The 14226-nt window shown below is 40.1% G+C and carries 12 protein-coding genes and 1 tRNA gene; all 13 read right to left on the reverse strand.

The features are described 5' to 3' along the window. Positions 1 to 12 precede the first annotated feature (12 nt). The gene (locus MKMG_RS00080; protein ID WP_165074187.1) at positions 13 to 1146 is read right to left on the reverse strand and encodes a glycosyltransferase family 4 protein; all 1134 of its coding nucleotides are present in this window, start codon (positions 1144 to 1146) and stop codon (positions 13 to 15) included. A 46-nt stretch (positions 1147 to 1192) separates the two neighbouring features. Beyond that, the gene (locus MKMG_RS00085) at positions 1193 to 2251 is read right to left on the reverse strand and encodes a glycosyltransferase (protein WP_165074189.1); all 1059 of its coding nucleotides are present in this window, start codon (positions 2249 to 2251) and stop codon (positions 1193 to 1195) included. Continuing rightward, positions 2248 to 3453: a hypothetical protein gene (locus MKMG_RS00090; protein WP_165074191.1), complete on the reverse strand. Its 1206-nt coding sequence runs from the start codon at positions 3451 to 3453 to the stop codon at positions 2248 to 2250. Before MKMG_RS00090 ends, MKMG_RS00085 begins: the two co-directional genes overlap by 4 nt. 101 nt (positions 3454 to 3554) lie before the next feature. After that, the gene (locus tag MKMG_RS00095; RefSeq protein WP_165074193.1) at positions 3555 to 4667 is read right to left on the reverse strand and encodes a DUF354 domain-containing protein; all 1113 of its coding nucleotides are present in this window, start codon (positions 4665 to 4667) and stop codon (positions 3555 to 3557) included. Beyond that, positions 4664 to 5743: a CapA family protein gene (locus tag MKMG_RS00100; protein ID WP_165074195.1), complete on the reverse strand. Its 1080-nt coding sequence runs from the start codon at positions 5741 to 5743 to the stop codon at positions 4664 to 4666. Before MKMG_RS00100 ends, MKMG_RS00095 begins: the two co-directional genes overlap by 4 nt. Further along, positions 5740 to 6918, reverse strand: a complete 1179-nt coding sequence (locus MKMG_RS00105) for an ATP-grasp domain-containing protein (protein WP_165074197.1) — start codon at positions 6916 to 6918, stop codon at positions 5740 to 5742. Before MKMG_RS00105 ends, MKMG_RS00100 begins: the two co-directional genes overlap by 4 nt. Continuing rightward, positions 6919 to 7329 carry a DapH/DapD/GlmU-related protein gene (locus tag MKMG_RS00110; RefSeq protein ID WP_216842854.1) on the reverse strand — a complete coding sequence of 137 codons (411 nt, stop codon included), beginning with the start codon at positions 7327 to 7329 and terminating at the stop codon, positions 6919 to 6921. It abuts the gene before it with no gap. Positions 7330 to 7417: 88 nt separating this feature from the next. Then, positions 7418 to 8332, reverse strand: a complete 915-nt coding sequence (locus MKMG_RS00115; protein ID WP_165074201.1) for a polysaccharide deacetylase family protein — start codon at positions 8330 to 8332, stop codon at positions 7418 to 7420. A 30-nt stretch (positions 8333 to 8362) separates the two neighbouring features. Beyond that, positions 8363 to 9319, reverse strand: coding sequence for a glycosyltransferase family 2 protein (locus MKMG_RS00120; protein WP_165074204.1), 957 nt, complete (start codon positions 9317 to 9319; stop codon positions 8363 to 8365). A gap of 1249 nt (positions 9320 to 10568) precedes the next feature. Beyond that, positions 10569 to 10640: transfer RNA gene (locus MKMG_RS00125), tRNA-Arg, on the reverse strand. Between the two features lie 562 nt (positions 10641 to 11202). Then, positions 11203 to 11853 (reverse strand): hypothetical protein, encoded by a 651-nt coding sequence (locus tag MKMG_RS00130; RefSeq protein ID WP_165074206.1) that lies wholly within the window; start codon positions 11851 to 11853, stop codon positions 11203 to 11205. Between the two features lie 451 nt (positions 11854 to 12304). After that, positions 12305 to 13504, reverse strand: a complete 1200-nt coding sequence (locus MKMG_RS00135) for a M20/M25/M40 family metallo-hydrolase (protein WP_165074208.1) — start codon at positions 13502 to 13504, stop codon at positions 12305 to 12307. Positions 13505 to 13830: 326 nt separating this feature from the next. Continuing rightward, on the reverse strand, positions 13831 to 14043 hold the full coding sequence (locus tag MKMG_RS00140) for a type II toxin-antitoxin system HicB family antitoxin (RefSeq protein WP_165074210.1): 213 nt from the start codon (positions 14041 to 14043) through the stop codon (positions 13831 to 13833). Positions 14044 to 14226 lie beyond the last annotated feature (183 nt).

Below are 14226 nucleotides of genomic sequence, written 5' to 3' on the forward strand. Positions count from 1 at the left end.
TATTGATCTGGATCATTTGGATATCACGTCTGCAATTATTTTTTGATAATTATCCAAAACCTTTTGATAAGAATATTTTTGTTCCATTAAATAATGTGCTGAGCTGATGATATCATGAGTATATTGGCAATTTAATGCACATAATACATTCTTTGTGATACATTCAGGAGAATTATCCTTTAGGGAGAAACCTGTCTTTTTGTCTTTTAATAAATCAGGAATCCCTCCTACAGGAGTGGCTAAAACAACTGTACCACAGGCCATTGCCTCAAGTACAATGTTTGGCAACCCTTCTTTATATGAAGGTAGGATCAGAAATTTCAATTTAGATAGATACTGAGGTAGATTTTGTTTTTCAATCCACCCTATATAATTCACCTCTATTTTATAGTTTGATAGTTCTTTAAGTTTGTATTTTAAATTTCCATCTCCAATTATTAACACATTTAAACCAGGGTGTATTTGTGAAATTTCTTTAAGAGATTCGATAAAATCGCTAAACCCTTTTTCTTCTGAAAATCTCCCAATAAAACCAATATCATATTTTTTTAGATTGAAATTATTTTTCATGAAAAAGTAATCTTCAACGTACAATGTCCCAATTTCAATTTTTTTAGTATATGGTAACAATTCATAGTAATTTATCATATGCTGAGCTTCGGATATGATTATATGTGCAAGTGAATAATTTATTCGTTCAATTAATCTATATATTATATATTTTATTGTTCTTTTATTTTTGTATGTGTTTGCAACTGAAGGACGAGAATCTGTTCTAATTATTGTTTTTTTGGCAAAAATACGTGAAACTATTATTGGAATCAAAAAGAGATCCGCACCAAAACAGAAAATTATTATATCTATTTTTTGGGATAAAATCAATTGGATCATAACAACCGTTACTTTTAATTTGTAGAGTGACGTATACATTTGCTCTAATAAATTTGAATTATTGTTACTTCTAGATTTTATTACAATTCCATGGTGTTTGCTATTGAAGTTGTTTATTGGAATATTTGATGATATGGTAATAACTTCTTTTGAAATGGGGCACAAAATATTGAGTAATTTTTCTGCAGTTTTTGAAATTGATTTATTATCGGAATGCCACTTACCGGTTATTGCAATTATTGTTGGTTCGTTCATAAATAATTCTTTAATGATCTGTTTTTCAATTTCGATAATACTTAGGTTAAATTAAATGCTGAACATATACGCGCTTAGTCTCTTTTGCAATATTTTTCCATTTAAATTGCTCTGCGTATGAAAGAATCACATCTCTATCCCATTCCTTGTCCAGTGCTATCAAAATTTTTTCTGATAAATCTTTGTAGTCAGCGGGTTCTACTAACAGACCATACTCATTTGAGTTTATGATCTCAGGTATACCCCCAATTATTGTACCCACAAATGGCTTTCCACAGCCAAGGGCCTCGAACATAACTATGGGGTTGCCTTCTGCCAAACTTGGTAAAACAAAGATATCGCAGGCGTTAATCCATATTGGAATCTGTTCATCGGGTATCCATCCAAGAAATGTAACATAATTTTGTAATTGTAATTCACTTACTTGATCTTTTAGCGTGTTTTCAAAATATCCCTTTCCAGCGATATAACATGAGCAATTATTATTTACCGATATCATCTCTCGAATTGAGGATATCAGGAATTTATGTCCTTTTGACTCGATTAAGTTTGAAATGTTGAATATAATTTTTTTATCAAGTGGCAAATTTAACATATTGCGACATGCCACTTTATCCATGGCATAATATAGTGAATCTTTGAATCCATTCGGTAAAACAATTATTTTCTCTGAAATATCTCCATATAATGAGATTACGGCCTCTTCTTGTTTATGTGAAACCAAGATTAATTTATCCAATTTATTTAATACAAACCCAAAAGCATGTTTATGAACGGTCACAAATCTTTTGGTTTCAGAATTATGAAATGTAACAATCAACCGCTTATTCAATCCATGAGAAGCTATTGCACCTGTTATTGCAGATATAAAACTAAAAATACCGCCCGAAGCTTGAATATGAATAATATCATATTCTGTTCTTTTATTTATCGCTTTAAGCATTAATCCAATTGTTCTTTGATACAATTTTCTAAAGTTTGAACCGGAAAAACTATGCGATATAATCACTACACCTAATTCTTCTAATTCTTCAGTAAGTCGTTTTGTATGGGTTGTAACACCGCCAGACGAAGCATCTGGACCACACATTAGTACTTTAATCATAATGATTCTCCATTATTTTTTTCAAATATAGTTGCTAGTGCCAACATCATCCAAGCCTGTCCCCACCGCATATGGGGGATTTTGTTGGTAATGATTGGCCATTTTTGGTAATAAAAATGACCTGAACTGTTTTGCATATTTTTTATTGTCCACATTGCGATTTTATTTGCAAAATCGATATGTTTGCTATCCAAACTACTCAACTTTGAAAATGTAATAATCCCTTGTGCTTGATTATGGATATCTATAGGATAAGGCATCGGATATCGATAATAGCTACTTCCATTATGACGAAATTGAACATTTTGATAATAGTGAGATGCTTTTTCAATACAATCTTGGATGTTACCTCGATCATTTGAATAAGGTAGATAGGTCAATAATCCATCGATGATGTATCCTTGATGAAAATCTAATTGGATCCTTTTTGTATTGCCGTTATGATATATACTATATACCCACGACCCGTCATCTCTCTGAGTTTTTAGTAATGTATGGGAGATTTTTTCGCATATTGATTGCAAACAACTATCGTTTTTTAGAGATAGGAACGTCGATATTGCTTCCATAGCTTGGGCCGAAGCATTTAATGTAATGTGGTTAGGATTTCCGTTAGATCCAATATATTTAAAAAACGGGAACTCGGTGTCATCGATATACATTTTATTAATGAGATATTTTATTGCACTTGATGCGATTTCCTTTTCTATAGTGTTTTTTGTAATTTTGTAGGATTCAATCAGAGCAATAATCGCCTGGCTTGTGCCAATAATGTCTGGAGTATCTGTTGACAAAGCCCCCCCTTGAATGCCCGTGTATGGGTAATAGTGACTTGCCCAGCAATCATACATCTGCTCATTTTTCAAAGATTTCTCTTTGATAAAATGAATTGCCTTTCCCATTTCATTACAGTATTTTTGTTCACCTGTAACTTTGTAAAGTGAAGCATATGCCTGAGCAAATATGGCCATTCCTTTCAGGTCAATTCCTTTTTCTATGCCTATTATAGGTCTAATGTTGATAGGAGAATACTTGTTGCCCTGTAATACAAGAACTTTAAGAAAGTTTGTCTTAATGTTTTTTGTCAATGGACTGTTTAGACCATCATAAATATCCCATCCAGAATATTGTTGATTTATTACCCAACGATGCAATTTTTCAATTGAATCCTTAACTGTGTATTGTGCAATATTAATAACCATGATAACCATTATCTGAACTTATTTTTTTCATATGGAGTCTGATGAAGTTGGGAATGAATATTAGATGATTTATGCTAAAACAACTCCTAGAACCTTTGGACCTACTGATCATGTTCCATCTCAGGGGTTGTGGTGCAGAAATGCTGCATATCGGGAGCTCCCTTTAGATCAGTAAAACTTTGAGGATAATTTTCGAAGAACCAGACCAAAAATTTTGTTAAATTAATTTTTTCATTAGTTAATTTTTCACATCTTTTTCTATAGATATCTTTAGTGTCATTATTACTCAATAGTTCACAACACTTCTTAACTGCTAGATCTGAATCACTGAAATTATATATTAGATTATATTTATTTTCTAATTCGACAAAGTTCAACATTTCATTATCTGATCCTACCCAGTCATTACAACGGATAGCAGGAGTTCCCAAAACTGCAGCTTCTGTCGTCATCGTTTGAGAGTCAGTAACTAATAAATCTGCAAAGTATAATGCATCATGTATTTTTTCAGGTGGAAATTTTATAACATAATCTTGTAGTTCATGAGGGAGATTCCCTTCACAACTTATAAAGACTTTAGCATATTTACATATCTCCTTCACTAACCTAATTTTATTTGTTTCACTAAACCCTGAAACTTTTTTATCATGAAGTGCTTTAAATGAAACAAATCTGACCACAACAAATCGTTCTGTCTTTTTAAAATTCATAAGGTCATAAATATCTGGATTGGGATTAAACACATCTGGATGTAAATAAGCTAATTCTTTAAAACTTGGCACTTTAATTTGTTTTTTTCCTAAATTATGGGAAAATGATGTCGGAGTAATTATAGTGTCAGCCCATGGATGTGTTATATATTTATCATATTTAAGATAATTGTCTGTGAATATAATTGATTTGGCTTTTGTGATCTTTGAAATCTGTGATGCTGTATTACCGCCGATTCCGGTAACGATATCAGAGTTATGATTTATAGCTGCTTTATAAAATTTGTACTCATACTCAAGTTGATTTGTTATGCGTTTTAATCCAGTAGCCATTTTGGTAGAAATAATCTCATATTTAAATCCATAATTGTCTAATAAAGCAATAGATACATCTTTATTTTTTGTTACAATTTTTATGTCATGTCCCTTTTTTTCCATTTCCCAAATAAAATTCTTGTAAAAATGAACATGTGCTGGGTGTGCTATTCCGATTAGAATTCTCATTGAAAACCTCCATCTGATATATATGACCTAATTTTTTTAGTCCAACGGGAAATTGTATTTATATGAAAGTTGAACGAAAATTTGTGGATATGAAGTATATAATACAATAATATTTCTTTGTTATGTTTTTTATTTAATTGTGAATTTTGTATTTCTAAATTATTGATTGTTTCATTAATATTTGTGGTTAGGAGTTTATTTTTATATTTCATCATTTCAGAGTCAATTTTAACACTGAACTTGTCTTGAATTGTAGGTATAATGTTTGCCTCTAGATTTTTATTTGAATCAATCATTATTTCTAAAATACCTCCCTTTATATTTTCATCACGCCACATGTCAAAGATGAAATTACCCAGACTATAGGCGATGATCTTTCCATTATAAATTTCAACATGTTGAAAAACATGTGAATGGTGACCTAAAATAACATCCACGCCCATATCAATAAGTTTGTGGCCTAGCTCAATTTGCTCTTTAGAAGGTATAAATGAATGTTCCATTCCCCATCCCCAATGTAATGATATAACCAAAATATCAACTAATTGTTTATAATTATTTATGTCGGAATATATGTTTGAATTACTTGATTTGTTCCCTTCATCACAGAGGTTGTAGCCCATAAAGCCAATAGTTATATTTTTTACTTTAATTGTTTCAAGATTTGCTTTCGCATGGTTACCAATTACTCTAATGTTTTCTTTTTTCAAAAATTGAATTGTTTCATCAAAAACCTCTGTACCATAATCCAATGTATGATTATTAGCTATATTTAAAACATCAAAATTACAATATTTAAGTGTGGATACTGCTTCTCCAGGGGCCATTATCAACTTTGGATTATCTAATGAAGCCCAATCAAATTGATTTGAAATTGGAGATTCCAAGTTGCCAAAAAGGATGTCCTTCTTTTTTAAAGAGGGTAAAATGTCTTTAATAATTGATTTATTATCTTGTAAAATTAGATTAGGGATAGTATTCTTATCAGCAATTGCGCGTAAAGAAGATATTCCCAACATTATGTCACCAACTGCCAATATTTTAATATTTTCATCATCAGAATATTTATGGTTCATCTTAAATCCCAACCTCTGTCGAAAATTATTTTTCGTTTTTCTGAATTAAAAAGAAAACTCAAACTTTGAAATATCATCCCAATCAAGGCCATAGGATCTTTTATAGAAATTACGCCATAGCAAGTTTTTTTATCCCAGAAATTTATAAATTCTCTAAATCCCTGAACCTTTTCGGAGGTTTGAGTAAGCCATAATATTTCATTTGGAAATACCCATCGATATTTTAGACCAATCTCATAAGTATTAACAGGACTGATGTTTTCGTCCATTGCCAAATTATAGATCAAATATGGAAAATCAACACCTGATTTTATTGCTAAATTAAGTGGCATCCAAAACCTGGGATTAACTTCGAGCAACAATGGATTTCCATTTTTATCAATTATATATTCAACTTCAGCAACGCCTTTCCATCCTATACTTTTCAACAATTTTAATGAATATTTTTTTACAAGTTCATCATCAGAACTTATTCCTACAACAGTTGGACCGCCATTAATGGGATATTCTTTAACTCTCTCATAGCTAAAGGAAGCTATTTGTTCTTGATGATCATTTAAAAGTAAACATGCAGTACTATACCCAGATTTAGAAATATATTCCTGAATGATAGGTTCGCCATATTCGTCTTTTATTTCCTGATAAGCAAGATCAAATTCTGATTGTGATTTTAAATATTTTATACCCCTTGATCCAGAACTTACTCTTGCTCTTATCAAAACGGGGTACTTAAGATTACTTTTGATTTCTTCCAAATTCATATCTTCAGGAAAAAATGTATCGGGAACTGGAACATTGGCATTTTGAGCTATTTTAATAGTTTGACCTTTATCTCTGAATTTTTGAATACAATCATAATCTGCAAGATATAAATGGGTATATTTTGAAATTTCTTTTCTATACTTCGACAGAAGAAGTGTAGTATCATCCCTTACTGGAATAATCATAGCATAATTTTCTGTTTTAGCCAGATCTATGATGAAATTAATAAACTCAGATTCTTGCAAATTTGGAGTAGGGTATATAATTCTTTTTTTCACATATCTAGAATATGAGGATAAATTTGATTTAAAATCGTCACCACAATGAATTTCAAATCCCTTTTCTCCAAGAGAACGAATTATAGCTAATGTAGCAAGCGATCTTCCATCTGTAACAAGAATTTTTCCCTTCATTTAATCCTCCAAATCAGGTACATTTTTTATTGGTTTTGCAGGAACTCCACCAACGACAGTATTCTTGGGAACATCTTTTGTTACGACTGCACCAGCACCAACAACTGAATTTTTGTGTATTGTTACACCAGCCAATATAATTGAACCACCGCCAATCCAGACATCGTCCTCTACAGTAATCTTATCAATTTTTCCATACAATTTTGATAACTTTGAATTCTCTGGGTGCATAGAACAAAAAAATGAAACATTAGGACTTATTGCTACTCTATTACCAATCTCTAAAAAAATAGTCCCTTTTTTCTGTTGAAAATAAGACGCACCCCCTCCAAATGGAGTGACTGTAATACTCGGACCAAGATAACAATTTTCGCCAATTATTACATAAGATATCCTATTGAGTGCAGACACCCGCATACCGCTAGTGGGAGCACACCGTGAGAGAATATACCAAAAATACAATGTAAACTTACGAATATACATATTCAACCAACCAATGTTATATACTTGATAAATTAGACAACTCATTAAAACAAATATTATTCTTAGAAGTCTCTTTTAAAACATATTTGATTCTATTTTCTACTACAGTTCCTTTAATTGCCCAGTATAACGGTCTTCCATTACCTATTTCGGGGAATTTTTCAAACGAAATATCTATCGGGTGGAAGTAAAAAACTGCATTTCCTCTTTTTAAACTATTTTGAAGACCTTTGAGAATTATGTGTGATCCAAGAAACCGGAGCATTGGGCCTCCTGAGGTTGGAATCCTGAAACCAGCTAAGTCATAGTATGCCCAAGGATGCTCTATGATCTTTCTCTTTGGCCCCATCTCAAGAGAACCATTCAGTGGATAATAGGGATAGGTGGAAACCCCTCTAAGAGGGGAATCTGTTTTATTGTACAAAGAATTTACACATACAGAAGAATCATATTTAAACCCTATATTCTCAAGAGAATCAAGCATCCAGCCACCAATGAGTGCATTTGGTGCCCTGTAACCTATGACTTTCTGACCGGACGCCTCCTCAAGGATATTTCTTGCCTCTAATGTTTGCTTTTCAAATTCTTTAGGGGTCATTAATGGTTCTTTGGTCTTCGGATCAATTTTGCATTTGTGATGAAGTCCATGGCATGCAATCTCATGCCCTTTCTCAGCAATCGATTCCACAAGACCAGGATAATTCTCAACTACATCGGCAACTACAAAAAAAGTGGCTTTAGCATTAAATTGATCCAGAAGATTCAACACTCTTTTTGTTGGTTCAGAAAGATAGTCGTATCTGGTATTCCATTTTTCAAAGAACTCATCCACATCTTTGTATACAGAAAATGTGGATCCGCAAACAGAAGGAATATGGTACCAGTCCTCAATGTCAACAGTAACTGAGAGACTGGATTTTTCCCCAGCCATCAATTATTCCCCGGAGTAGTTGATCGCATCTCAATACCATCCATTCGTATTCCGCTCCTGTTCCATATCATATAACATAGCAAACAGCAGGAACATCATTCCCATCATGAATATCAGGAATGACAGAATCCCGTGGACAACAAGAACAGGATATCCTGCCACAAACTTCTCCCATAGGGTGCCGATGCCTGCGATGACGCCTACTGCGGTGAGTATTGCTCCGAAGAAATAGAAGAATACCAGCGGGTGGAAGCCGAGGACGATGTACTTCATCTTCAGGCGCCAGAGGAACTTGCGCAGCAGGAGCCAGGAGAGTCTGCAGATGTATGACGAGTAGCGGATGCCGGATGTCTCCCGTCCGTAGCGGGCCGGGTGGGGGACATTCCTCATCTTAAATCCCCAGACATTGAGCTGGACCAGAAGGTCATTGCAGTAGCCGTAGCGGGGATAGATGCTTTTGAGACTGAGGCGTTCCAGGGCCCTTGTCGATACGGCCGAGTATCCGTTCTGCGGATCCATCATCTGCCAGTATCCGGATGCAATCTTTGTGAGGAGGGTAAGTATTGCGTTGCCAAAGAAGCGCCACTTGCTCATCTGCTGACGGTACTCCTGGCTCATGAGGCGGTTTCCAATGGTGTAGTCAACTTTCTTGTCAACAATGGGGTCCAGCAGTTCCGGGAGGAATCCTGGATCCATCTGGTTGTCACCGGCCATGACTGCGGCAATGTCCATGCCGTCTTTGAGGGCTTCCTCGTATCCGGTGACAATCGCTGCACCGACACCCTTGTTCACTTCATGCGTCAGAGGGACAACCCTTCCGTCATGCTCAGAATATTCCGCGATTATTTCTCCGGTGTGGTCCGGGGAAGCGTCATTTACGACATAGACACGGTCTACATATTCCGGTACGGATTTCAGAGTATCTTTGATGAGGAGCTCTTCTTTATATGCGGGTACAACTACGCCTATTTTTTTGTCACGATACAAGTTGGGAATTCCTCCTTGTTGATTTTTGTATGCACTGAGATTCAGGAAACTGGCTGAATGCCATCGATGTTATATTGAATATTATGTATGGGATACAACCTGAACTCTTATATGTATGTATTCATGTTTTTATTAATAATAACTTGCATTTTTATTAATAATGACGGGTGTTTTCATCCATATTTCCTAGATTGTCAGTATTTTGTGATGCCCCATTTGATTTAGTCAGAATTTGACAGCATGTGCCACAATCTTCCATCCAATAGTAACTATGTGAGCATATGTGATTTTATGGCTTCCATTTCTGCCCCACATCCGGCTGTGGTCTATACAAATCATCTGCCAATGCTTAGATCTGCCGGGTCAGGCGGCGTGCCCCTGCGGCTGAACACTGTGGTTCATGAGATCTGTTTAAACTATGGGATCTGAAATACTTCCGGTTGCTGCACAGGGGGTGATTTCTTCTGGAATATTACGGTGGGCAATGTGATGATCTGTTTTGGACGTTTAAAATATCCGAAGAAATTCAAAAAAATGGCCCCGTGGTTAAGCAACGCATATATAACCGCCAAAATGGCCCAAAAACCGGAAATCCGCGTCCACACAGAAGCCCGGAGCGGGCTGTTCTCAGCCGAGACAATGGATAACATCCTCCAAAAATAATCGTCAATGGCGACCCCTCAGTAGTCTGCAATAATCCTTATTTTTGGCAAATAACAGGCATTACAACCGTATTTTTCCGGCAGAAAAGATGACCCAAAAATACGTTCATTCTATCCTCCAATCCTCTAACGCAGGGAATAAAAAAGGGTGGAGAATCGTGAAAAAACGTAGAAAAACGCATCCACACAGAAGCCCAGAGTGACCAGTTCTCAGTTGAGACAAACAATACGTCCTCCTAAAATACCCGTCAATAGCGGCCCCTTATTAGTCTATAATTAACCGTCATTATAGTAAATACATGGTAAAATAGCCGTATTTTTCAGGCAGTAAATATGAGCAGAAAATACGTCCATTCTGGTCTCCAATTCCTCAAAACAGAGGGTCAAAAAGGGTAGGTGGTGGGAAAAAACAAGGATGGCGCAGTATAATCCCCGCTTCCAATATGATTTTGGACATTCAGGGGGCAATCCACAAGTCCCTCAACGCCGAAGCTGAAATAAAATCAAAAAATCACCCGGAAAAATACCAAATGATTCACCAAACAAAAATTCCAAAAAAAACAAATCGGGGAATTCCCGAAAACTGACGCCCCGGCCGGGACTTGAACCCGGGTCAAAAGCTCCGCAAGCTTCTAGGATGTCCACTACCCTACCGGGACACACAGCGTCGCACATCTCTTCTACCGAGGTGCTTACAGAGATTGGTGTTTCTGGATATAATACCTTTGCATTTGTTCCTGTGAATGTGCGGAACGGGATGGGAATGGGCGGGATTTGATGCATTTTTTGTGGCATTTGCGGGTTTTGGGCGGAGTGAACGGGATGTTGCGGGACGAAACAGTGGTGGAGCGCGGGATGAGACGGGAGCTGGAGTGATCTGGCAGGTTTGGATGAGAGAGATGGCGGGGCGAAGGACATATGGAACTCATCACTGTTTTACCAAACCATTTACCCGGCAGGTAAGGCATCTCCTGTCCTGATAATCATCTCCTGATGCAAGGAAAATGCTGCGGGCCTGCAACATAGACGGGCACGGCAAATACGAACCCTTCACCATGCCAAAAAACAGATTGAAATTAATGCGCAGGAGATATCTCCTGCCCGTATTCTTCCCCCCATTTCAGTTCAGTTCATCCAACTTCTCAACTCATCGCGGGCAGTTCATCACGAACCGTTCATCTCGGCTGATCCTCTTTCTTTCTTCCTCTCTCTCCCTCTCTCTCAGTCCGCCGGGACCAGCGCATCATTATCCGCGACATTTTCTTCAGGGACCGATATCGTGATGCCTACATCCACGTTGTTCCCCTCCATCTCAATCTGGTAGAGGCCCGGGTATCTGAGGGTGATGGTCTGCTTTTCGTGCTCCTGGTTGAACTGCGCAAAGTCATACTCTTCAACTACATCGCCGGTGGCGCGGTCAAAGATGGTGACGATGAGGTCGGCGCGTGGGTCAGGGTATGTCTTTTTTATGGTGATCCATTTTTTGCTGCCATAATTACTGAATACTTCATTCGTGTCTGCGACCATATCCGGATCAATCTTTAGATCAATGATCATTGCAGGCACCTTCAGGTCATAGTTGAGCGCTATTACGTCATAGAGCAGGTAGACCTTGTTGGAGTAAATCTCGGTATACACCGGCAGTTCCGGTTCCGGTTCAGCTATGGTCGGAGGTGTCGTCACCACCGGCTCAGGAGCCCTGATGGGTGTGGCCTCCTGCACCCAGTTCGGCGTTGCTGTCGGGGCCGCCGCCTCCCCTTCCCCCCCTGAACCAACGTCACGCCCATCCACCGGCAGCTCTGAGCATCCTGCACATGCAAGCACGAGGACGACGGAGAGAGCGGCTGCTAAAAAAAGCACATGTCTGTTCATTAATAGCTGTATTCTAATAAAAATAATTTAAGCTATGGGTGGTTCCCTCCTGGTAACATTCGGGAATCGGAATGAATTGGCATCACACACAGCAAGAGAGGGGAAAAGTCCCCCTCCCTGCAGCCCTCCCCCTGATCAGTGACAGGTCATATGGGAGGGATGGACGGGCATCCCTCCTGTTTCCGGGCATGTGTCGTGTGTGGTGGTGGTGCTGTATGGCGCGGTGTATCTGCTGCGACAAAAACGGTGAAAACCATCGCAATCAGAGGTCAGAAGAAAGGGAGGCGAATCGTAATGTGTCTGATCATATCGGTTGGGGTTCATTGGCGACAACACTGCCGCAGTCACACGCACGCAAACCAATCAGAGTCCACACATTAACGCGGCAATCACATCTCATGCACATGCAAACCAGTCAGGGCCTGCACACGTTACGCACATTATGCGGCAATCACGTCTCACGCACATACGCGGCGATCAGCGATGCATACACATCTGCGGCCCGCTCCAGCTGGCTGACTCTCACCCGCTCGTCCTGCGCGTGCAGCAGATGAATCTCCCCCGGGCCGTACTCCGCCGCCCGGAACCCTGCCGCCCGCAAAAACCGGGCGTCACTCGCCGCCCACTGCAGTATCGGGCGGGCCGGCATATGGTAGACACCCTCAATTGCTGCAGAGAGGCGACGCACCAGGTGGCAGTCCGGTGACGTGCAGGTCGGCGCAGCGCAGCTCTCTGTAGAGACTGCAGGAGAAGAGACGTCCCTCTCAACTTTCGCCAGCACCGCATCCGGGTTGCAGCCCCACGGCAGGCGCATGTCAAGCGCGACCGTGCACTCCTCGGCCACGATATTGGTCCCCTCGCCGCCGGTGATCAGCCCCGGGTTGCAGGTGATGCGGGTCAAAAGGCGGGCCACGTCGGCGTCCGGGAAGATGGCCGCAATCGCCTCCTCAGAGTTTGCGACAAGCGACTGAACCATCCCCTCCGGGGCATACTCATGTTCAGTAACGCTCATGATACGCTGGATAAAACCGGACGCCTGCACAATGGCATTCTCACCTGCAAACGGATAGAGCGAGCCGTGCCCCGGCGTGCCCCGGAAGGTCGCCCGGAAGCGGCACAGCCCCTTCTGGCCCACAGCCGGGTTCAGGCAGGGCGTCGGCTCTGCAATCAGGCAGTCGCACGGCATAATTTCCCGTTCCCGCAGCAGGTGCTGTACACCGTCCACCCGGCCCGTCTCCTCGTCACAGACAAAGGCCACAGACACCGCACCACACATCTCCGGTTGATCTGATCTGCTCCGACCATCCAGCGCCTCCTCCAGTGCTGCAAGAATCGCTGCACACCCGCCCTTCATATCCGTCGAGCCGCGGCCCCAGACGAAGCCGTCCTCAATTGTTCCGGAGAAAGGGTCATGCGTCCAGCCCTCCTCACCTGCGGGCACCACATCCAGGTGGCCGCAGAAGAGCAGTTTGCAGTCGCGCGGACCGGCACAGACATTCCAGTGCCCGCCCGGATTTTTAGAAATGCGGGGGCGATACCCCATACTATCGAGCATGCCTGCGACATACTCCACCGCCTCATCCGTTCGTCCCGGCGGGTTTTCTGTATTAATCTGTACAAGGTCTGAACAGACCTGTGCGACATCCATCATCTCTCCCTCTCCTCAATACATAACTCTACTGTACTTCGGGATAAATTCCCCCTCTGTACTCAGGGTAGGATTATGCCTGACAACTTTGAGCAGGGGGGATGCCTGCCTGTCCTTTCCCTTGCCTTTTCACTTTATTTGTTTGGAGACTGGTGGAATTTGTGTGTTCAGGGATCGATTTGTGTAACAAATTGAAACTTTGGCGATTCCATGGTTTCTTTGATCATCACAATGTGCGATCACAGGGTTGTTCGTATTCATGAACAGCAAGGGAGGGGGTGCCCCCCTCCTGTTCCAGTGTTGGATTTTCACACAATCCGGCGTAAAAATTAACGGGGAAAATTGATGCGTGAAGAGCTGCAGAAAGAAGTCGCTGGTGGGAATTCCGGGGGGGATTTCAGGTGCAGTTCGATTGCTTCTGCGATGTTTTTCTTTGCCTCTTCTTCTGTTCTCCCCTGAGAGATACATCCCGGAAGGGAAGGGACAGTTGCAGTAAACCATCCATCCTCATCCTTTTCAAGCAATATTCTAAACTGAATCATGGTGTATCCGGTCCTTTGCCTCTTGATTGAATACTACAGTCTTGCGATTTATCATATATAAATGAATGGAGGGGTATGTTCCGGGAAAAAATGATGAGTAATTGTTTGTATGGGGATTGTTGCGGCATCCGGCCAGACAATTCCCTGATGGGTCAACCCTCGTGATGAGCCGGTCCCGACGAT

The organism is Methanogenium sp. MK-MG (assembly GCF_009914725.1).
GTDB lineage: Archaea > Halobacteriota > Methanomicrobia > Methanomicrobiales > Methanomicrobiaceae > Methanogenium.